Source organism: Pontixanthobacter sp. CEM42, assembly GCF_017812015.1.
Lineage (GTDB): Bacteria > Pseudomonadota > Alphaproteobacteria > Sphingomonadales > Sphingomonadaceae > Pontixanthobacter.
In genome coordinates, this window is sequence record NZ_JADQTN010000001.1 from 364,981 (window position 1) to 385,409 (window position 20,429).

General features: G+C 56.9%; 16 protein-coding genes and 1 tRNA gene. 8 read left to right on the top strand and 9 right to left on the bottom strand.

The annotated features are described in order from the left end of the window. Positions 1 to 27: 27 nt before the first annotated feature. On the bottom strand, positions 28 to 1,263 hold the full coding sequence (locus tag J9777_RS14720) for a hypothetical protein (RefSeq protein ID WP_209347065.1): 1,236 nt from the start codon (positions 1,261 to 1,263) through the stop codon (positions 28 to 30). 118 nt (positions 1,264 to 1,381) lie between these two features. Between J9777_RS14720 and queF the strand changes: the two genes are divergently transcribed. Beyond that, the gene (queF, locus tag J9777_RS01680) at positions 1,382 to 1,861 is read left to right on the top strand and encodes a preQ(1) synthase (RefSeq protein ID WP_209347066.1); all 480 of its coding nucleotides are present in this window, start codon (positions 1,382 to 1,384) and stop codon (positions 1,859 to 1,861) included. Here queF and J9777_RS01685 read toward each other — a convergent pair. The 6 genes from J9777_RS01685 to J9777_RS01710 all read right to left on the bottom strand — a co-directional run bounded on the left by J9777_RS01685 (position 1,858) and on the right by J9777_RS01710 (position 10,492). Beyond that, positions 1,858 to 3,579: an adenylate/guanylate cyclase domain-containing protein gene (locus J9777_RS01685; RefSeq protein ID WP_209347067.1), complete on the bottom strand. Its 1,722-nt coding sequence runs from the start codon at positions 3,577 to 3,579 to the stop codon at positions 1,858 to 1,860. The genes queF and J9777_RS01685 overlap by 4 nt on opposite strands. A 41-nt stretch (positions 3,580 to 3,620) precedes the next feature. Then, positions 3,621 to 7,124 carry a tetratricopeptide repeat protein gene (locus J9777_RS01690; RefSeq protein ID WP_209347068.1) on the bottom strand — a complete coding sequence of 1,168 codons (3,504 nt, stop codon included), beginning with the start codon at positions 7,122 to 7,124 and terminating at the stop codon, positions 3,621 to 3,623. A gap of 71 nt (positions 7,125 to 7,195) precedes the next feature. Beyond that, positions 7,196 to 7,987, bottom strand: coding sequence for a hypothetical protein (locus J9777_RS01695; RefSeq protein ID WP_209347069.1), 792 nt, complete (start codon positions 7,985 to 7,987; stop codon positions 7,196 to 7,198). A gap of 178 nt (positions 7,988 to 8,165) precedes the next feature. Beyond that, a tRNA-Thr gene (locus tag J9777_RS01700) sits at positions 8,166 to 8,241 on the bottom strand. Between the two features lie 44 nt (positions 8,242 to 8,285). Next, complete coding sequence (locus J9777_RS01705; protein ID WP_209347070.1) at positions 8,286 to 9,173, bottom strand: hypothetical protein; 888 nt, start codon at positions 9,171 to 9,173, stop codon at positions 8,286 to 8,288. Further along, positions 9,170 to 10,492, bottom strand: a complete 1,323-nt coding sequence (locus J9777_RS01710) for a replication-associated recombination protein A (protein WP_209347071.1) — start codon at positions 10,490 to 10,492, stop codon at positions 9,170 to 9,172. The genes J9777_RS01705 and J9777_RS01710 overlap by 4 nt, the downstream gene beginning before the upstream one ends. Before the next feature lie 132 nt (positions 10,493 to 10,624). Here J9777_RS01710 and J9777_RS01715 point away from each other — a divergent pair, with 132 nt between their 5' ends. From J9777_RS01715 to J9777_RS01725, 3 genes are all read left to right on the top strand, one after another. After that, on the top strand, positions 10,625 to 11,215 hold the full coding sequence (locus J9777_RS01715) for a PadR family transcriptional regulator (RefSeq protein WP_245228471.1): 591 nt from the start codon (positions 10,625 to 10,627) through the stop codon (positions 11,213 to 11,215). A gap of 127 nt (positions 11,216 to 11,342) precedes the next feature. After that, positions 11,343 to 11,936 carry a hypothetical protein gene (locus J9777_RS01720; protein ID WP_209347072.1) on the top strand — a complete coding sequence of 198 codons (594 nt, stop codon included), beginning with the start codon at positions 11,343 to 11,345 and terminating at the stop codon, positions 11,934 to 11,936. 105 nt (positions 11,937 to 12,041) lie between these two features. Next, complete coding sequence (locus J9777_RS01725; protein ID WP_245228472.1) at positions 12,042 to 12,473, top strand: hypothetical protein; 432 nt, start codon at positions 12,042 to 12,044, stop codon at positions 12,471 to 12,473. Between the two features lie 3 nt (positions 12,474 to 12,476). Here the strand turns inward: J9777_RS01725 and J9777_RS01730 are convergent, their stop codons facing one another. Beyond that, entirely contained in the window at positions 12,477 to 13,625 is a 1,149-nt protein-coding gene (locus J9777_RS01730; RefSeq protein WP_209347074.1) for a glycosyltransferase family 1 protein, read from the bottom strand. A gap of 460 nt (positions 13,626 to 14,085) precedes the next feature. On the opposite strand from J9777_RS01730, the gene J9777_RS01735 reads away from it, so the two are divergent. From J9777_RS01735 to J9777_RS01750, 4 genes are all read left to right on the top strand, one after another. Further along, positions 14,086 to 15,240 carry a phosphoserine transaminase gene (locus J9777_RS01735; protein WP_209347075.1) on the top strand — a complete coding sequence of 385 codons (1,155 nt, stop codon included), beginning with the start codon at positions 14,086 to 14,088 and terminating at the stop codon, positions 15,238 to 15,240. A 106-nt stretch (positions 15,241 to 15,346) separates the two neighbouring features. Next, positions 15,347 to 16,930 (top strand): phosphoglycerate dehydrogenase, encoded by a 1,584-nt coding sequence (serA, locus tag J9777_RS01740; RefSeq protein WP_209347076.1) that lies wholly within the window; start codon positions 15,347 to 15,349, stop codon positions 16,928 to 16,930. A gap of 119 nt (positions 16,931 to 17,049) precedes the next feature. Next, on the top strand, positions 17,050 to 18,162 hold the full coding sequence (locus J9777_RS01745) for an ATP phosphoribosyltransferase regulatory subunit (RefSeq protein WP_209347077.1): 1,113 nt from the start codon (positions 17,050 to 17,052) through the stop codon (positions 18,160 to 18,162). 114 nt (positions 18,163 to 18,276) lie between these two features. Further along, positions 18,277 to 19,179, top strand: coding sequence for a sel1 repeat family protein (locus J9777_RS01750; RefSeq protein ID WP_209347078.1), 903 nt, complete (start codon positions 18,277 to 18,279; stop codon positions 19,177 to 19,179). A 9-nt stretch (positions 19,180 to 19,188) separates the two neighbouring features. Here J9777_RS01750 and J9777_RS01755 read toward each other — a convergent pair whose 3' ends face one another. Next, entirely contained in the window at positions 19,189 to 20,211 is a 1,023-nt protein-coding gene (locus J9777_RS01755; RefSeq protein ID WP_209347079.1) for an alpha/beta hydrolase, read from the bottom strand. Between the last annotated feature and the right edge of the window lie 218 nt (positions 20,212 to 20,429).

Here is a 20,429-nt window from a genome sequence, read left to right on the forward strand (position 1 = left end):
GCCATCTGACTAGCGATGTCGGCGCGATCAGTCGAGTAGGCGTAGGCCGATATTGCGATAGGTCTGTGCCATTTCGTCGAGGCGGAAGGGCTGCAATTTGGCACCGCGTTCAGGTGGTTTGTTACCGACCACGAAAGTGCAAATTATCGGATCAACCTCGGGCGCCTCGACGCGAAGACGAAGCAGCGGGACATAAAGCGCCGCGCCGCGCTGGGTAATTGGACGGATCGCTCTGACCGGCAGGCTGAAGCTGCCTTTGACTTCATGCGTTCCGCGACCATCGATTGCGGCGACAAATGCCGTCTCCGCCAACTCGGTGTGCTCATTGGCGACTTGCTCGCTTACCGGGGCTTGTCCGTGCGCAGTGACCATATCGACTTTGATTGAAATCTCGCCGAGCGACTGGTTCTGGAGGTTCATCAGTTCGAGCCGGTACGATATCGTGGCGTTCATCAGACTACGGCTGAGAGTCAGCGCTTGCGCTTTGATCTGCAGAGATGATTTGGTGCTTGTAGGCTTGTCGATGCCCGCGATCAGCGGTGGTTCAACGGCTTCGGCCTCTTTCTTTGCAGGTTCCGGTGTTGGTGGCTGTGAACCTGGCAGCGGAGGCAAATCAGCTGCGTCGCTGGATCTGCTGACCCATTTGGACGGCGGCTCAATCTCGGGAACGCCCGCAGTCGCAGGTTGGCGCTGACGCCAGAACACGAAAATGCCACCGAGAGCGATCAGCAGTGCGACCAAAGCAGCAATCCACAAGGCGATACCGCTCGTGGACGTCTCTTCTCCGGCCGCGCTCTGCGCTTCAACTGGCGCAGCTTGGGTCGGCAGAGTGGCTGTGGGATCGAATTGCAATTGGTCAGTGGCGGTTGGTGCCGCGCTGGTTGGGGTGACCGTTGGTGACGGGGTTGGTGCTAATTGTGTGGGCGACGTCGATGCAGTCGGAACCGTGGTGCGCTGCGGAGAAGGTGTGGTTGCCGCGGTCGGTCGTGCAACTGGCTGACGTGTTGGAGCAGGTGTGGGCGTGGAACTAGCCGTTGGTACCGCTGCAGGCTGCGTCGCTGTCGGCGCCGGAGTGAGTGTTTCGGTCGGAATAACACGCGGAGCGACCGGAACTGGCCCTTCGGTATCAACTGGTCCCTGGACCTGCGGTGTGGCTGTTGGCGTCGGCGTAGGCAGCCGGAAATCAGGCACTGAAGTGGGCGCGCCCAAAGCGGGAACGGCCAGCGCGATTGCAGTCAGAGATACAGCGGTTTTGAATTTCATGGTCGGAGTCGAGATGTCCAGCAGGGCGTTCGAGCCAGCGCGGGGCTGAATAGTCACTGAACCCGCGATATACTACAGGTGACTTGTGCGAAAGCGTCGATCACGGCATCAGCGCGGCATGAGTGACACAGTATCTAACGAATCCGGCGATTCCGGCCCGCAATTTCTGGGCCAGCAAACCCCACTTCCCGCATCACCCGAAAAGGCGGTGCTCGATTACGTGCCCAATCCGCGTCCAGACGCGCTATATCTGACGCGGTTCGCTGCACCGGAATTTACTTCGCTATGCCCGGTGACCGGGCAGCCCGATTTCGCCCACTTGGTGCTGGACTATGCGCCCGGCGAGACGATTGTTGAGTCGAAAAGTCTCAAGTTGTTCCTCGGCAGTTTCCGCAATCACAACGGATTTCACGAAGATGTGACGGTTGGTATCGGCCAACGTCTCGCGGAAGAAATGAAGCCACGCTGGCTGCGCATTGGTGGGTACTGGTATCCGCGCGGCGGAATTCCGATTGATGTGTTCTGGCAAACCGGTGCGCCACCCGAAGGCTTATGGGTCCCTGATCAGGGCGTGCAGAGCTATCGCGGACGCGGTTAAACGTCTTTGACTGTATAGATCGAGATTGCCTCGGTCTTGCCGCGCACTGCCAGAGTATCGAGCTGCTTTAGCTCATCAACGCAACCCGCAGCCTGAACCGTCGCTTGGCCGATAACGATCGGCACTTGGTAGTCCTTGCAAGCGCCCTCCAGCCGTGACGCTGTGTTCACTGCATCGCCGAGCACCGAGTAGTCAAAGCGTTGGTCCGATCCCATATTGCCGACAACGCAGCTGCCTGAATTGATCCCGATCCCGATTTTGATCTCGGGCGCGTCGTCCGGCAGATGTGCGGCGATGGCTTGATTGATCGCCGGCATCGCCTTCATCATTGCTTGCCCCGCCGCGAGAGCATTTTTGGCATGGTCTGGATCATCCAACGGTGCATTCCAGAACGCCATGATGCAGTCGCCCATATATTTATCGATCGTCCCGCGATGCTCGATGACGATATCGGACAAAGGGTTGAGGACGCGATTGATGAGGGCCACCAGACCCTCGGGATCGTCCTTCATCAATTCCGAGATGGTCGTGAAGCCGCGGATATCGGCGAAGAGGATCGTCAGATCCTTGCGCTCTCCGCCCAACTTCAACAACTTTGGATTGCTGATAATCTGCTTGACCATCGTGGGCGCCACATATTGTCCGAACGCGCCTTGTACTTCGCGGCGGCGCCGCCGTTCCCGCGCAAAATCAAGCGCAGCAAGAGCGATAACGATCCCCAGAAGGGCGGCCACCAATTCGGCTGGCGACACCCATAAGCGTGCGTAGCGGAGCAACACCCATGATCCGAGCAAGCTTGCAATGACGAGAACAGCTGCCAGCGCAAATTTGATCGCTGGCGAGCGCGGCCTGGATGCAAGCAGCCCCAGAAGCACGCCCGCAAGGATCGCGACATAGCGGACCCAACCCGGTACTTCGTTGATCGACAGTCCATGCTTCAGATTGTCGAAGATGGTGGCCTGCACCTCGACTCCGGGTGTGAGCAAGCGAGTCTCAGCAGTGAAGGGCGTTTCAAATGCATCATCGCCGCCTTCATTGACGGTGATGTCAGTTTGCAGCGCGAGTCCGATTAGGACTACCTGACCTTCGAAGAAGCCGGGTTCGAGATAGATGTCCGGCTCCAACGCCTGATAGTACGAAACGGTTGGGTAGGCTCCGGGGCCGTCAAAATACTGAATCAGCCGGTTTGGATCTGCGGCATATTCCGGCTCGTCTCCGCTTGCGGTGAGCAGCGTGGCCATAAAACTATTAGAGTAAGCCGGCATTTTGCGGAGTACCCCATCGCCATCGACCGAAAGCGAGGCAACGCCAGTTTTCGCACCTGCTTCTAGTAGATCAGGCAAAGGTTCGGTCAGGATCAGCGTCGATCCATAGTCGCGCTCCACGATCTGTTCGCTCGCGGCGAGAACGACTTGCCCATCCATCGCATCAATCAGTGCTTTATCGCCGTCAGGAGCGCTTGGATCAGCGAACACGACATCGAAGCCGATAGCTTTCGCGCCCGCTTGCTGCAATGCGGTGATCAGCTCCGCATGCCGCTCACGCGGCCAGGGCCAGCCCTCTCCAAAGGCTTCGAAACTGGGTTCGTCGATTGCAACGATCACAACGCCCGGTTCGTCAGGGCGGGGCGGGGATGCGGTCGAGAATGTGTCGAAGGCTCGTCCGCCCAGATCGGCCCATGCTGGTAGCAGAGTGGTAAGACCTACCAACAGGGCCACGATTACCGCAATTATTGAGCGGAACAAGGCGGATTTGCCGGTCAGAAGCGCATACTCGCGCTCAGGCTAATCGTTCGTCCTGGACCCGGAATACCGGTGGCATCTTGCACTTGCTTGTCGAACAGATTGAACACGCCGAGATCGACATTTACTGTCCGGTCGAAGGGCTGCCAATTGGCAGTGGTGTTGAACACCACATAGCCATCAAGCGAGATGTCGAGATCATCGGTCCGCGGCCCGAAATAATCTGCAAATACCCGAGTTTTGAGCCGTATTGGAGCCTCGACAGTCCAGGTCGCGCCCAATTGAGCGGTTGCCTCCGGTACGAATGGAATGCGGCTTCCGGCAGGCACAAAACTGTTGGGATTGCCGAATGTCGCCTGTCCGAGCTGGTTGAAGTCCTGCCGCGCGCGGCTTTCGACCATTGCGTAATTAGCCCGGATGCCGAGATTGTCAGTCGCTAAGAAATTGGCTTCCAGCTCAATCCGGTCAAGCGTTGAACTCTCACCGCGTAATTGGATGCCGCCACTTGGCACCTCAAAGAACAACGCGCCGAAATCCTGTTTCTGATACTGCACGCTTGTGAAGAGACGCGGCGTCCATTCGGCATCCCACCGAGCCATATAGCTAAGAATGCGCGCATTTTGCTCCACCGGCGCGATCAACGGCTTGAGGCCAATCGCGGCTATCGGGGCGAACGAAAACGGGCGCTCGTCAGCTGTTTGCCGGCTAATCGTACCGCGGAGCCACTGTCCTTGCACTGGCTCGTATGCCGCACCCACATTAAAGAATATTCCGCTATCTTCATTGGTACCATTCGCCAGTATATTGACGGTATTCTGCTCATGCAGGAAACTTATCTGTCCTTGCAGAATGACCTTCTCGCCAAGTTCGTATCGTGCATCGGCATAGGCGCGGATCTCGCGGATGAAGGCCTCGTCAAAAAGGACCGTGCCGGGGATTTCGACCAAATTTCCATCCGCGTTTCGCGTGAATTGTTGATCCCGAAATACCAAATCAAGATTGGAATATTCCGCACCGATCCGGAGATCGAGATCACCGAAGCCTCGACTGTAATTGGCGGTTAGAAAGACAAATTCGTTTCGAGCAGCAATACGTGACGCTTCGTTGCTGTTGATCGAGTCCTCAATCCGGGTGGTTTCGTTCTCGTCGCGATACAGACCACCTATGGTAAGCATATTGCGGTGGCCGAATTGGTGGTTCCAGAATAGACCCGCGGTCGTTTTTTCGTTCTTTAGCCTCCGCAGCGGGCGCTCGCGGCGATTGATTCCGATCTGGTCTGCAAAGCCTTGAGAGATCAGATTTACGGTGTCGCTATCTTCGTAATTGCCGAAGAACACGAATTTGTCCTGCGGCGACAGTTCAAACCCCACCAGTGTGTTAACGAACAGATTGTCAGTTTCCTGCCGATCGATAAACGGGCTGATCGTTTCGCGAGGCAAGACATCGTTGAATTGCAAGCGCTCTGCGGTAAATGTGTAGGCGAGCGGAATCGCGCCATTGGCGAGGCCCGTGGCGCTGATTCTCCCGCTGACGAGCTCGCGCTGATTCTCAGTCAGATAGGTGACTTGCGGTGAACCTTCGAAAAAGTTTCGCCGCGAGAAGACTAAGTCTTTCTCTGGCGAGACCACGCTCAACGGCTCCAACACGGCGCCTTGGATAAAGCTAGATACGAAATCATCGTCGAGACCATTGAAGGAGTCGAAGGTGCCATTGCGCGGGCGCAGGATAAAGGGTGATGCGGTTTGATTGAGGAATTGATCGGGGTATGAACTGGCGTTGAAGCTATCGAACACCCGGTCACCATAATAGCGGCCCCAGCCTTCGAGATTGAGGAAACGAAAGGACTGCGAGACGAGCGAACCGGACTGCTGGTTCTCTGACAGATTGACATACTCGCCGCCGCGATTCTGGAAATTGGCCAGTGCACCCCGCGCGCCTTGAATGGCACTGCCTGCATCAAAGCGGTGGAGCGCGATTGCGGTGCGTGTAAGCGGGATTGTCGGGCTGAGCGGGTCGAGCCGCGCGGCTGCGTCCAGTTGTTGCTCGGCCAAGTCGGGTTCGTTGTTCTGGTATTGCAGCTCCGCCAGACTGACAAAACCGCGCCCGAAGGATGGATTGCCCGCAGACGCAGCCAGTGCTTCCTCCGAGGCCGCATCCAGATCACCGAGGCGGACGTAATAGCCGGCCAGAATACGCCGGTTGATTGACAAATCCGGTTCCAAATCCATCGCCTGGTCGAGTGAGAATTTCGCTTTCCTGACTTCGTTCTGCGCGAGCAGGATCTCGGCTTTCAAGGCATGCAACGTTGCATCTTGGGGCTTAGTTGCGAGCGCGGCGTCGACAGCGGCCAGCGCCTCCTTAAAACCGCCTCTCTCAAGCCAGATCTCCGCTAATGTCTGTTGCACATCTGGATAGTCGGGCATGATTGCTGCAGCTTGCTCGGCGCGGGTCAGTGCAGCGCGCGGCATACCTTCGTAATCGGCGATGATCTCTGCTTCGAGTGCAATCAAGCGGCCATGATCCGGGAATCTGACGAGTGCCGCATTGATAGCTTTGCGTGCCAATTGGGGCTCACCAAGAAGCAGCACGATGCGCGTCTTTGCATCATGCAATCCAGGTGTGTCGGGGAAGCGGACCAAGCCTTCCTCAGCTAGCGTAATTGCAGAGCGCAGATCGCCTTCATAGGCCTTGATCAGCGCGCGCCCGAGATAGGAATTGGGCGTTTCCTCTGGCGCGGGATATTGCGGTTCCTGACCCAACTGCGCCGCAGTGAGATATTGTCCGTAGGTTCCGATGGCGCGATCTTCGGGTGTTGGACCAGCGGCCAAACCATCGAATAGCTGCTTCGCCTGTTCCCAATCGCCCTGATCGACCAGCCTCTGTGCTTCGGACAGATCGCGCGGGCCGCCCATCATCGCCAGCGCATCCTCTGCGCGGACATAATAAAGCATCTGCTCACGGCCCGATGGATTGACCAATTGCACTTTAACCGGGGCCTGACCGCGCCGGACAGTGGCGGCTTCACCCGAACCGACCGTGACGCTGCCAAATTCGTTGGACAGCTCAACCTCGCCTTCAAAGACCTCTAGCGTGCTGCTGTCGTTATCAGCGCTGATCGCCCATTCGGTGCCTCTGATGGCGGCGGTCGCGGACGGCGTGCGGACGCGCAAATTGCTCTTGCCGCGTGGCGACCGACCCCATGCTTTACCCTTGTTGAGTGAGACGTTGGACTGGGCATCGACCACCAATGTCGAATTGCGCCCGAGCCGAACCTGAGTGCGGTTGGCGAACAGGATCGAAAGCGTGCCTGAGCGATTGGTGCGCAGTACATCGCCTTGCTTGAGATCCTGACGGGCTTCGGCAGTGCGGAACGTGCGGGCGGGCACAAAGCGGCCTTGCTCACCGCCTTTTGCAGTGACGATCTTGCCCGCAATTGTTCCCGAGCGCTTTACCGTTTCGGCATGCGCAACGCTTGACCATGCCATGGCCAGCATCGCGGCGCTGCTGAGTAGAATCCTCACCCCATCATCCCCTGATGATCCGCATTTGCGTCGGACCATAATGGAGCGCTCCTGCTTTGAAAGGGTGCTGCCTACTTTTTAACCCGCCAATCGCGGGCATAGGTCGACTCTTCGTGATATTTGCGCTGCTTTGCCGCTGCTTGTTCTGCCAATTCTTCTGCGGTGGAGGCGCGGGCGTTCGTCTGTTTCAACAGTGCATCACGCCGGATCGGAATACATTGCGCAATCGGCGTACCAGCCGACAACAAATGATCCCCAATCGGGCCGGACCATACGAAGGGGATATTCACTGTCGTATCGAAGCGGTCGCAATCGACCATGCCGGTGAAGCAAGTGAAAGGCAGGTCGGGGCGGCTTAGTGGCTGCGCGAACAGCACAGAATATCCGTCGGGCACTTTGATCCGCCACGGATTGATGAATTTCAGCGGCATCGTCCTCTCGAAAGGCGGTTGGGGCGCGCCAATCTGGGCGGGATGATGTTGTTCTATCGGTTGGAAAGGAACGTCGGGCGCCCAGCCCATCTGGATCGAAACGCGGTCCTCCGGCACGTGCAATTGCACATCGAAAGGCAGCGAGATCATGTAACCGAGCGAGAATGTATCAGTGACCGGCAGGCACGCTTTGACGGTCAAGCCGGGAAGGCCGTTCGCGTCCTTCATTCCCATCTCACGGTCGAGCTGCTTGAACCATTCGGGCGCGGACCGGATCGAGCGTTCGGGTGCAGGAATTTTATCGAGCAATTCAGGATCGCACAGGAATTCAATAGTGTCGTCGGGCGCGGGGCCGGTCGGTTCTGGCGGAGGTGCTGGTTCAGGCGCCTTGTCAGGCTGCGTAAAGCCAAAGCTCACTTTGAAATCTGACACCGCTCGCTCTCCAATTAACGAGTGTCTGGGATGTCGGAAAAGCAACACGCTTGCAAGAGAGCCCATGAACCTTAGTCGCGGCAGCCAGAGCGCGACTGCGCGACGCGCGGTTAGCGCGAAGCCAAGCGGGCCGGATGGCTCGCGCCTGGCCTCTGAGGGATAAAAATATCAGAAGCGATGGTGCCGGCTACACGATTCGAACGCGTGGCCTGATGATTACAAATCAACTGCTCTACCAACTGAGCTAAGCCGGCCCATCATCTGCACGCCAGATTTGTCGTGCGGCGCGCCCTTTGGCTCAAAATGCGCCGAACGTCCAGCCCTCAGTTACAGCAATTTCGGGTGTGAGGCCCTTTGGTGACCATAATGCGGGGTTTTCTGCGACTTTCCGGAGCCATGCTGAGGTCAGAATTGCATCCGAGCTGTGATCGTCGATTGGCCCATCCGCTGGAACCGAAGGCGAATCGAGTACCGTCAGCGCGGTGTTCAGCTCGCCATAATCACGGATTTTGCTGCGGCTGGCAGACCGACCGGCGGCAATCGCGGTAAGGCCGGTGTAAATCTCTACGATGACTGAACCGGTCTCGGGCAACGGATCAATCGGCCAAACGGGGATTGTACCGTTCAACTGGTACAGCATCCGCATTCCCGTGAGGCTCGATTTACCCACCTGCGCTGCTCCGACGAGATTGAAATTGGAATATGGCTTGCACCCCATCGCTTGCTGAACGTGCTCTGTAAGGCGAAGCCGTCCGCGTTTATCCGGTGCGTTGGCTGTGTGAAAGCGATCTCCTTCGCGGCCGCCCTGACGGCGGAAATAGCGCGACAGTTCCGGATGATCGACGAAGCTGCTTGCTTCCATATTGGGGTCATCGGCGCAAATATCGTCGATCAACTCCCAAAGCTGTTTCGCATTGGCGGGAGTATCCGGCCAATCGGGAAAAAAGGCACCGCAATCGTCAAATGGCAGCGATATGCCAAGATCCATCCCGACCAACGTATTGTCTGGAAGATCATTGCGGAGGATGCCCAATACCTCTGCGCGCGACCACGCGTTGTCGCGATTGACCAGAACGGGTGGACCGCCAGCAGCATCGCATATCGCAACTGCAATACCCTTTTGGCGCGGTCCGGCCGCACCGGACCAGTCAATCGCGCAAAAATAGTCGAACCGGTCTGGTCTCATTCGCCCTGCAGCTCTTTCCGTTTGCGATCCCACCATTCCATCCGTTCGCGCACTTTGCGTTCAAAGCCGCGCTCGACCGGCTCGTAATAGGTCTGCGGCTCCATTTCCTCGGGCCAATAATTGTCGCCGGAAAAGCCGCCTTCAGCATTGTGATCATAGGCGTAGTCTTTGCCGTAGCCGATATCCTTCATCAGCTTGGTCGGCGCGTTGAGGATATTCTGCGGGGGCATCAGGCTGCCGGTCTCTTTCGCGGCTTTGAACGACGCCTTTTGCGCGGCATAGGCGGCGTTGGATTTGGGCGCAGTCGCAAGATAGAGGCACGCCTGCACAATCGCGACTTCGCCTTCGGGACTGCCGAGAAATTCGTAGGCCTGTTTGGCAGCAAGGCATTGGGTCAGCGCTTGCGGGTCTGCGAGGCCGATATCTTCACTCGCAAATCGGACAAGGCGGCGAAGGACGTAAAGCGGTTCCTCGCCCGCCGTTAGCATCCGCGCCATGTAGTATAGCGCAGCCTGCGGTTCCGATCCGCGCAGGCTTTTGTGCAAGGCAGAGATCAGATTGTAATGTCCGTCACGGTCCTTGTCGTAGACCGCAACGCGGCGCTGGAGGAACTTGCCAAGTCCTGCCGGATCAAGCGGCTCGGGAATGTTGGCAGCGTACAGCGTCTCCGCCTGATTGAGCAGGAAGCGACCGTCGCCGTCTGCTGATGCGACCAATGCGTCTTTGGCTTCATCTGTGAGGGGAAGGGGGCCTTCCAATTCCTCAGCCCGTTCAAGCAGCGTGAATAGTGCTTCCTGGTCAAGTCGCTGGAGGATCAACACCTGCGCTCGGCTAAGCAGCGCGGCGTTCAGAGCAAAGCTGGGATTCTCGGTGGTCGCTCCAACCAGTGTTACCGTGCCGCGCTCGACAAACGGCAGGAAGCCATCCTGCTGCGCGCGATTGAAGCGATGGATTTCGTCTACGAATAGTAGCGTGCGTTGACCGGCATCGACCGCTTTGTCCGCCGCAGCAAAGGCTTTTTTGAGATCTGCTACGCCAGAGAAGACGGCGCTGATCGCTTCAAACCGCATACCCACGGCATCCGCCAACAATCGCGCGGTAGTGGTTTTCCCGGTGCCGGGCGGCCCCCACAGGATCATCGAAGATAGCTTGCCAGCTGCGACCATCCGGCCAATTGCACCGTCGGAACCGGTTAGGTGATCCTGTCCGACAACTTCGTTAAGCGCACGCGGACGCAGGCGATCTGCCAGCGGCGAGTCCTCACGCGGCTCGTCGCGTGCGCGCTCCGGCGAGATGTCATCGGGAAACAGGTCAGTCATTCGTCGGATCAGATAGGCGCTTTGCCGAAGGATTGCATCAGCCACTTGTCAGATTGCAATTAAGATATATCTTAGAGCTATCTTAGTTATATCGAAAGGAATAGTGGAATGCGAGTTCACAAGATGAGAAAAATGCGTCGTCGCGGTTTCCCGATCGAAGCGATGTTCGCTTCGGGCAGTTGGGGCAATTGGGGTGGTGATTTCGGCCGTGATGGCCCGTTTGGCGGCGGCGGAGGACGCGGTCATAAGCGCAAACGCCGCATGTTCGGCACGGGAGAGCTGCGCCTAACACTGTTGATGCTGATCGGTGACGAACCACGCCATGGCTATGAGCTGATCAAAGCCATCGGAGAAATGACAGGTGGGACCTATGAACCGAGCCCCGGCGCCGTCTATCCGACGCTGCAAATGCTGGCGGATGAAGGTGTGATCACAGAAGCCAAGCCCAAGAAGGGCGACGAGGCCAAGAAGGCCTTCGAGATCACCAAATCGGGCAAGGAAGAACTCGCCGATCGTGAAGATGAAGTGGCAAAGATCGTCCAGAAACTCACTGCGATGTCAGGTAATGAAGAGCGCAATCGGGCTCCCGAACTGTTCCGCGCGATGGGCAATCTCGCGGGCGTGCTTAAAAACAAATACCGGAGCGGCGGTTTTGACGCTGGCGACATTGAAGAGATGGTTGATATCATCGATGATGCCGCAAAGCGGATCGAACGGCTCTAGAACCCTTGTCTTAGTTCGTGGTGGTGTGATTAGTTACATCACCACGAACATAATATTGTCGCGTTTTTGCAAAGGTTTGCAGGGGTGATTGCCTATTGCGCTACTGATCAGATTTCAGGAGTGCAGTATGTTCGATTCGGCCAAATTTGGTGCATTAGGTTTTGCCGCGGGGTTGATTGCATTGCTCGGCATTGGCTGGCCGCAAGACGTCGCCGCGCAGATTTCTGAGCAATGTAAAGCGGATTACCAGACCATATTTGATAGTTTGAATAATGGCGATGGCGCGAAGGTGCCGAGCGGTGCAATTAGTTGGGCGCTTAGTGTTGAGAAAGCAGTGAATGCCGGAGAAAGTGCCTGTCCAAAGATGGATGCCGAAACAACGGCCTATTTGGAGCGTGCCGGAAACGACCCAGCGTCAGTACAAAGTGTAGAGTCAAAATCACAGACTGCTCAAAAAGAACCAGGCGGGAAGATAACCGCGCTGATGCGTGGAAAGACTGCATACTCTGAAGGAAAATTTGGGACTGCGAAAAGAGAATATCAAAAAGCTTGCAGCGAGCGGGTGGCAGAGGGATGCTACCTCGCGGGCCTGATGACATGGAAAGGCGAAGGCGGTCCAAAGCAAGATTGGCGGGCCGGTGCCCAATTCAGAACCGCTTGTAGATACGGTGAACAGCGGGCGTGTGACCTTCTCAAGAAGGAGACTTTTCCAGACGCCTAAATGCTATGATCGTGATGCTGTAGGCAATCTGTGCAGTTGCGTTTGGTGCAACTTACAAAATGATGCTAAACCCCCTCTATTGATTTGATGGAGGGGAACATCACAATGGAAAACACTGATAAAGCGCCTTGGCACCTTTGGGTCGTGGGCGGCATCTCATTGCTTTGGAACTTAGGCGGCGTTGCCAGCTATATGGCGACCAAGACCGGCTACCTCGAAGCCATGGGTATGACCGGTGAACAGATTGAATATTTCACCTCATTTCCGGCTTGGGCCGTCGCCTTTTGGGCGCTCGGCGTCTGGGGATGTGCGTTAGGTTCGCTGTTGCTGCTGCTACGCAAGAAATTTGCGGTTATTGCTTACGGTGTCTCTCTCATTGGCCTGCTAGGAACGACATATTATGAACGCGCTGTCGCCATAATTCCTGAGAGCATGCAGACACACGGACAGATACTGTTCGCTGTAGCGATATGGACGATTACGATTGCGCTATTTTTCTACGCTCGCCGATTGTCGGCGGCAGGCGTTCTCCGCTAACGCCTATTTCTGACGCGCTTCAATCAATCGGATATAGGTATCGGCCACCGCTTGGTTGATCGCGTCCCAGCTATATTCGAGACTGCGTGCTTCGCCTGCTGCACCCTGTTCGGCGCGCAGACCGTCATCGGTGCAATAGGGAGCTAAGGCCTCTGCAAAGGCTTCAGCGCCTGTCGGCGGGACCAGCGTGCCCGTTTTTCCGTCCAGCACGAGGCTTGCCGCGCCGGTTGCTCCAGCGGCGACCACGGGCAATCCGCAAGCCATCGCTTCTAGTGTGACATTGCCGAATGTCTCGGTGATTGACGGGTTGAAGAACACATCACCGCTGGCGAGTGCTCGGCCGAGATCTGGCCCGGTTTGAAAGCCTGCGAATATGCCGCCCGGTAATGCTTTCTCGAACCATTTCTGGGCAGGCCCTTCGCCAATCACCAGCACTTTGTGCGGGATCTGGCGCTTGCGTAGTTGAACGATGGTCTCGGCAAAAATGTCGAGACCCTTTTCCATAACCAGACGGCCAAGGAACACGATAGCGATGTCGTCATCTTCAATGCCCAATGACCGGCGCCATTCGAGATCGCGTTTCTCAGATGCAAATATCGTTCGATCGACGCCGCGCGACCAGATGCTGATATCATCATGCATCTCTTGCTCGCGAAGGGTCTCTATCTGACTGTCGGATGGTGCGACCAACCCGTCACAGCGCTGGTAAAAGCGCCGCAGGATGGATTCGAGCCAAGGTTCTGTGAAACCAAGCCCGTAATAGCGCGGATACGTCTCAAACCGCGTGTGGACCGATGCCAAGATCGGCAATTTCTTATCGCGCGCCCAGCTGACGGCGCGGTGAGCGGACACATCGGGTGAAGACACATGCAGGATGTTCGGATTGAACGCTTCGATGTCTGCCTTGACCGCATGTGGCAGGCCAAGCGGGAAGCGGAATTCGCTACGCCCGGGGATTGCAACCGATGGCAGGCTGACCAAATCGCCTTGTGGCTCAAAGGCCGGTTCATCAATGGTCGGCGCATAGACGCGCACCTTCGCACCTTGCCTCAACAAATACTCGACCAGCCGGTTCAGCGCCTGATTCGCGCCGTCACGGACATAATTATAATTGCCGCTAAAAAGGGCGATACGAAGGTCGGATGTTTGCATTGCGATGCGCTTTATAGGGCTGCACTCGCTTTGGCGAGGGGGAGAGTTTTTTGTTAAGCCTAAGGCGCCGGGCGCGCGTTTTCTGTTTTGGCCCTACGGGCGCGAGGCATCCGCCTCGCTTGCTTCCTCGCATAAGCTCGGGCGCGCGGTCGCGCTTGCGGAGCCAAACGGCTCCGAACCATTCCAAGCCACCAGTGTTTTGCCTGTACTTGGTCGCGGCAGCCAGAGGGCGACCGCCCGACGGCCGGTCAGGCCGGAAGCCTAAATGAGCGGATGCGAACGCCGGCGCTTGAGCTCGAACAAACAAACTCCGGCGCTTGAGGCCAAAACAAACAATGCAATCCACCGCTCATTTTCTAGGAAATACCAATGCAGCTTGACATGCTGCGGCGCAACATTAGTGCGGCAAGTGGGCCACGCGGTCCCAACGCCGCGCGAGCTCTCTGTAAGGAGAGAATACATGACTGACGTACCTGCTCTGAAGCCAGAGCGACCATTCTTTTCGTCTGGACCAACTGCCAAATTCAAAGGCTGGTCAGCGAACATTCTTGAAACCAAAGCCCTCGGGCGCTCACACCGTTCTGCCGTCGGCAAGGCGCGGTTGAAGTATGCCATCGACCTGACCCGCGAATTGCTGGGCGTGCCTGACGATTACCTTGTCGGGATTATGCCGGGTTCGGACACTGGCGCGCTCGAATGCGCGATGTGGACGATGCTGGGCGCAGCACCCGCGACCGTCGCGGCGTGGGAAAGCTTCGGCAATGTGTGGATTCAGGATGCGGTTAACCAGCTTAAGCTGAAAGACCTCACAGTTCTCGACGCCGATTACGGCGAGATCCCTGATCTGGCGAGTATCCCGCAAGACAATGATGTTGTCTTCACATGGAACGGCACAACGTCGGGCGCGAAGATCAAGAACACTGATTGGCTCGAAGAAGGCCGCTCGGGCATCACGATCAATGATGCGACCAGCGCGATTTTCGCTCAGGAAATGGATTGGGCGAAGCTCGATGCCACAACCTTTAGCTGGCAGAAAGTCATGGGCTCGGAGGCACAGCACGGAATGCTGATCCTTAGCCCTAAAGCTGTCGCGCGGATCGAAAGCTACGATCCCGAATGGCCGCTGCCGAAACTGTTCCGCCTCAAGAAGGGCGACAAGATCAACCGTTCTATTTTCGAAGGCGCGACGATCAATACGCCGAGCCTGCTCGCGACCGAAGATTACATCATGGCGCTGGAATGGGCAAAATCGCTCGGCGGACGTCAGGCGATGTTTGACCGCGCTGATGGCAATGCGAAGATCGTGACCGATTGGGTCGAAGCGACGCCATGGCTTCGCAATATGGTCTCCGATCCGGAGCAGCGCACCAACACCGGTGTGTGTTTCGTGTTCCAGGGCGAATATTACGACAGTCTGTCGCCAGAAGATCAGGCCTCGGTGCCGAAGAAGATTGCTGCCAAGCTCGATGAGCTGGATGTTGGCTATGACTTCAATGGCTATCGCGACGCGCCGCCGAGCTTGCGCATCTGGTGCGGCGGTACGGTGGAGCAGGAAGATCTGCGCCGACTGCTGCCGTGGATCGAATGGGCTTACGCCGAGCTTCAATCTGCATAATTTTCCCGTCATCCCCGCGAAAGCGGGGACCCAGAATTATTGAGCGCACATTCCGCCGCTCTGGATTCCCGCTTTCGCGGGAATGACGAATATGAAGGTATTTAACATGACCAAACCAAAAGTTCTCATCTCCGATAAGATGGACCCGAATGCAGCGCGAATCTTCGAAGAGCGCGGCTGCGATGTTGATGTCATCACCGGCGAAACGCCGGAAGAATTGATCGCGCGTATTGGTGAGTATGATGGCCTCGCCATCCGTTCTTCGACCAAAGTGACGCAGGAAGTGCTCGACGCTGCGACCAATCTGAAAGTGATTGGCCGTGCTGGCATCGGTGTCGACAATGTCGATATTCCTTATGCCAGCGGAAAGGGCGTCGTCGTTATGAACACGCCCTTCGGTAATTCGATCACAACTGCCGAGCACGCCATCGCGATGGTGATGGCGCTTGCCCGTCAGATCCCGCAAGCGAATGCCCGTACGCAAGCTGGTGAGTGGCCCAAGAAAGACTTCATGGGCATCGAACTAACCGGCAAGACGCTTGGCCTGATCGGCGCAGGCAATATCGGGTCTATCGTCGCTAGCCGCGCGCTTGGCCTGAAGATGAAAGTGATCGCGTTTGATCCCTTCCTGACCGAAGATCGTGCTATCGAAATTGGCGTCGAGAAAGTTGATCTGGACGGCTTGCTGGAGCGCGCAGACTTTATCACATTGCACACCCCGCTGACTGACCAGACACGGAACATCCTCAGCCGCGAAAACCTTGCGAAAACCAAGCACGGCGTGCGGATCGTAAACTGCGCGCGTGGCGGTTTGATTGATGAGGCCGCATTGGCCGATCTTCTTGAGAGCGGTCACGTCGCAGGCGCGGCGCTCGATGTGTTCGAGACTGAGCCTGCTACCGAAAGCCCGCTCTTCGGCAAAGCCAACTTCATCTGTACGCCGCATCTTGGTGCATCCACCACTGAGGCGCAGGTCAACGTTGCACTGCAAGTGGCCGAGCAATTGTCCGATTATCTGGTCAATGGCGGCGTTACAAACGCGCTTAATATGCCGAGCCTAAGCGCAGAAGAAGCGCCGAAGCTGAAGCCCTATATGGCGCTGGCAGAGAACCTCGGTTCGCTAGTCGGGCAGCTTGCTCACGGAAATCTGACCAAGATCAGCATCGAGCGTGAAGGGGCCGCTGCAGAGTTGAATGGCAAGCCGATTACCGGTGCGGTTCTGGCCGGTTTCATGCGCCGCTATTCGGACACGGTGAATATGGTCAACGCGCCCTATCTCGCGAAGGAACGCGGTATGGAAGTGCGCGAAATCCGCAATGAGAAAGAAGGATATTACAACACCCTTCTGCGCGTGACGGTGGAAACCGAGCAGGGCAATCGTTCTGTTGCGGGCACTCTGTTCGGCAGCGAAGCACCGCGTCTGGTTAACATCTTCGGAATCGGGATCGAAGCCGATTTGCAGGGCCACATGCTCTATATCGTCAACGAAGACGCGCCCGGCTTTATCGGCCGGATCGGGTCGCTTCTGGGCGAGAACGGCATCAACATCGGTAACTTCAACCTCGGCCGCCGTGAAGGTGGAGGTGAGGCGGTTCTGCTGTTGTCGGTCGATCAGCCGATTCCTGCCGATGTGGTGAAAATGGCCTGCGCACTTGAGGGTGTGAAGGTTGTAACGCCTCTGGCGTTCTAGGCCTTTGTTGCAAACCTTCGTCATCCCCGCGAACGCGGGGACCCAGAGTATCACGCTCGACTTGGCTACACTGGATTCCCGCTTTCGCGGGAATGACGAGTTAGGTAAGGGGCATCGCTATGACCACGAACACCGATGATCTGCTGCCCGTAGGGCTATCCGACCGCCTTCCACGCGAAGCCGCAATTGCTACCCATGCGATGCGTGCTGTGCTGGGCGCAATGGATAGCCACGGCTATGATCGCGTGCGCCCGCCGCTCGTTGAATTCGAGAAATCGATGGCGGAGCGTATGGACGGGGTTCAGCCGCGAAAGATGTTCCGCTTTGTCGATCCGGTCAGTTTGCGGACGATGGCATTGCGGTCGGATATGACCGTCCAAGTCGGACGTATTGCAGCGACATCACTCGCAGCCGCGCCGCGCCCATTGCGGCTGTGTTATGCGGGCGAAGTTGCCACAATCACATCAGACCAGTTGGACCCTGCACGTCAGCGTTTGCAGCTTGGCGCTGAGCTCATCGGGAATGACACTGTGGCCGCTGCTGCAGAAGTCGTCGCTCTTGCAATCGAGTCGCTCGAAGCAGCCGGCGCGACCGGCATATCGGTCGACTTCACGCTTCCGGATTTGGTGGATATTCTCTCCGCCAAAGCGATGCCTTTGGATGCCGACCAAATCGCAGCTGTCCGGGGAGAATTGGACACGAAAGACGCTGGCGGGCTCAAACAGGCTGGCGGCGAAGCTTATCTTCCGCTCCTCTACGCAACCGGCGATTTCGATACCGCAATCGAACAGCTCGCTGCAATCGATGCAGGCGGTGCGCTGACCTCACGGATTGACGGCCTCAGAGCGATCGCAGCACGTGTGTCCGGCAAAGCCCGCATCACCCTCGATCCAACCGAACGGCATGGCTTCGAATATCAAAGCTGGTTTGGTTTCACGATCTACGCCGAGGGCGTTCGCGGAGCCTTGGGGCGCGGCGGAACCTACACCATCTGTGGAACCGACGGGGCCGCGACAGGCTTCTCGCTCTATATCGACCGCCTGATCGACGCGCTGGAAGAGGGTGAAGGGCGGAGAGATGCTGTATTCTTACCGCTTGATCATAACGCGAACGCCGCCGCGAAGCTTCGGGCCGAAGGGTGGCGTACCGTTGCCGCCCTTACTGAGGCTGATGATGGTGTTGCACTGAATTGCTCGCACATTCTTGAGGCAGATACAGTCCGCTCTTACTAACGGTATAGCGTGTAAGCCACGACGTGACCTTGCGTTGGTCACTGCCGTTGGATTATCTTGCCTGCTCAAACTTGCGTAGCAGAAGCGATACGATTGATCGTGATTGGAGGTACAGTGATCCGGATTATTTGCCTATTGGCGATGGTTGTTTTGGGTTTGAATCTGGGCGTACCGGCCTTTGCCCAACCCCAGCAACTTTCCGAAAGTTCATGCTCGGCGCTGTACGAAACGCTGCTCGCACGTGAGGTTCCGTATGGGGAGAGCAAATGGAGCGGCAAAGAAATCCAATGGATGGTCGAATACGAGGCAACACAGAGTACCGGGAAAAGATGTCCTGCGATTGATTTTGAAGTTGCTGTCAAAGAGCGTCCGGCAGGTTGGGTTGTCCGTGGCGCCACACGGGCGGCCAGCGCGGAGACCGGCTCAATAACCGGAAACGACATCGATGCAACGCTCAAGCGTCTTGATGCGGAATGCGATCCCAAAACCAATCGCAGAGCATGTTTCGAATATTTCGAACTGGTGAAGATGAACGATCCGCAGGCTTACATATCGGCTGAATGGCTCGCCGAGAACATCAACGCGGATTACTATTTTGTGGCAGGCGAGATGCTGGACTACGGACGCTATAAAACGCCGGTGAATAAGTCTCGGGCATTTGCCAACTACACGCTTGCATGCGACCGGAATCACAAACGCGCCTGTTTTGCCGCGGCGGATATGCTCTATTCGGGCGATGGTATCGTGCAAAATCGCGCGAAGGCGAATTATCTGGCAAGTCGCGCATGCACCAAATCTCTACCGCAAGCATGCCGATTGGCTGATGCGACGCGTTCAGCGATGAATTTTCGCAGTAGCACCGATGCTACGACAGTCAGGCGCGCTGCCAACAATTACGGCCAAACGCCATCGGCTGAGAACCAACCATATTGTTACAATCAAACCGGCGCGAACAACCGCACGCGCAGGGTCTGTGTGACCCGTGATTTTGCCCGGCGAAAAGGTTGGATCAAATAGGGCGCTATCTCACGTCAAGGCGCGGATAAACGCGTCGACCTTTTCTGTAGCGACATTGTCGGTGCCCAATTCGGTATTTATTCGCCTGTGATCGGTATTCGGAATCGCAAAGGATTGAGCATTGGCACCGCCCTCGCGTAGCCGAGCCGCCAAGCCATTCGATTGGTCGCGTGATTGTTGGCGTTCGGCAACATACAGAATGAGCCAGTCGGGTGCATCTGGTTCGCCGATGTGAGTAGTCGGGGAAAGCGCCTTTTGCCGGTCAACATCAGGACCAAACGCTGCAGTATAAAAGCGGGAGGCTTCGGCACTGCGCGATGCCATAGTCGCCGCAACATCGTACCCAGCACCATCGAGCAGCACGACACCCTTTATCGCCGCCAGATCATCGCCAAGATAAGTCGGATCAGTCGCAACCAGCGCGGCCAGATGCGCGCCTGCGCTATGGCCCATCAGAACAATTTTGTTGGGGTCAAAACCAAGATAGGCAGCATCGCTGCGCAGCTTTGCAATCGCGTCCGCAATGTCTTTGACTTGCTGTTCGACAGTGACGTTGGGCACCAACCGGTATCCGGTTGACGCATAGGCATATCCGGCTTTTTGAAAATGTGCGGGTTTTGCATGATTGGCCCGCCCGCGATCGCCCATCACCCAGCCGCCGCCGTGAATGAAAAGGATCAATGGTGGGGGCGCGTCTGACATGTTCATCGATGCTGTGGGGCGATAGAAATCGACCGCCTGGCGCGGGTCATCGCCGAAGGAAACAAGATCAAATCTTTGCGGTGCCATACGGGCTGGTGCACCGTTCTGTCCTGCGCGCCGCTGCTGCATCCGCTCGCGCAATTCGGCCGCACATGTCTCGCTCAGCTCGCTGCGTTTCTCGCGAAGGCAACTGCGTATCTGGCCACGATCCGATCCGCAGAGCTGGACAATTTCTTGTCTACAGTCGCTCGGCAGGCGCTGCTGTGCCTGGGCTGAGATCGAAATGCCAAACGCTAGAATTATGACTGCTGTGCCAAGTTGTGCACGCATAGCTTGCTCCTCTTGATCCGTTCCCAACTGTGCTTTGTCAAAGGTGATGAGTCCAGTCGCGGATTGTCGCGCAATGTCACTCCATATGGCTTGACCATTCGGGAGAGTCGGCGCTAGGCCAGCAACGCATTTCGGGCTGCTAGTCCGTCCATTTCATCCCTTACGTCGAGTCCTGTCGAAGGACGTTTGAGGATCCCCGGGCAGGGGTGAAGGAATAC

Bases quoted from the DNA above. Each gene is read 5' to 3' on its own strand.
- J9777_RS14720 (WP_209347065.1), bottom strand. From the start codon at position 1,263: ATGAAATTCAAAACCGCTGTATCTCTGACTGCAATCGCGCTGGCCGTT.
- queF (WP_209347066.1), top strand. From the start codon at position 1,382: ATGAGTGACACAGTATCTAACGAATCCGGCGATTCCGGCCCGCAATTT.
- J9777_RS01705 (WP_209347070.1), bottom strand. From the start codon at position 9,173: ATGAGACCAGACCGGTTCGACTATTTTTGCGCGATTGACTGGTCCGGT.
- J9777_RS01710 (WP_209347071.1), bottom strand. From the start codon at position 10,492: ATGACTGACCTGTTTCCCGATGACATCTCGCCGGAGCGCGCACGCGAC.
- J9777_RS01715 (WP_245228471.1), top strand. From the start codon at position 10,625: ATGCGTCGTCGCGGTTTCCCGATCGAAGCGATGTTCGCTTCGGGCAGT.
- J9777_RS01720 (WP_209347072.1), top strand. From the start codon at position 11,343: ATGTTCGATTCGGCCAAATTTGGTGCATTAGGTTTTGCCGCGGGGTTG.
- J9777_RS01725 (WP_245228472.1), top strand. From the start codon at position 12,042: ATGGAAAACACTGATAAAGCGCCTTGGCACCTTTGGGTCGTGGGCGGC.
- J9777_RS01730 (WP_209347074.1), bottom strand. From the start codon at position 13,625: ATGCAAACATCCGACCTTCGTATCGCCCTTTTTAGCGGCAATTATAAT.
- J9777_RS01735 (WP_209347075.1), top strand. From the start codon at position 14,086: ATGACTGACGTACCTGCTCTGAAGCCAGAGCGACCATTCTTTTCGTCT.
- serA (WP_209347076.1), top strand. From the start codon at position 15,347: ATGACCAAACCAAAAGTTCTCATCTCCGATAAGATGGACCCGAATGCA.
- J9777_RS01745 (WP_209347077.1), top strand. From the start codon at position 17,050: ATGACCACGAACACCGATGATCTGCTGCCCGTAGGGCTATCCGACCGC.
- J9777_RS01755 (WP_209347079.1), bottom strand. From the start codon at position 20,211: ATGCGTGCACAACTTGGCACAGCAGTCATAATTCTAGCGTTTGGCATT.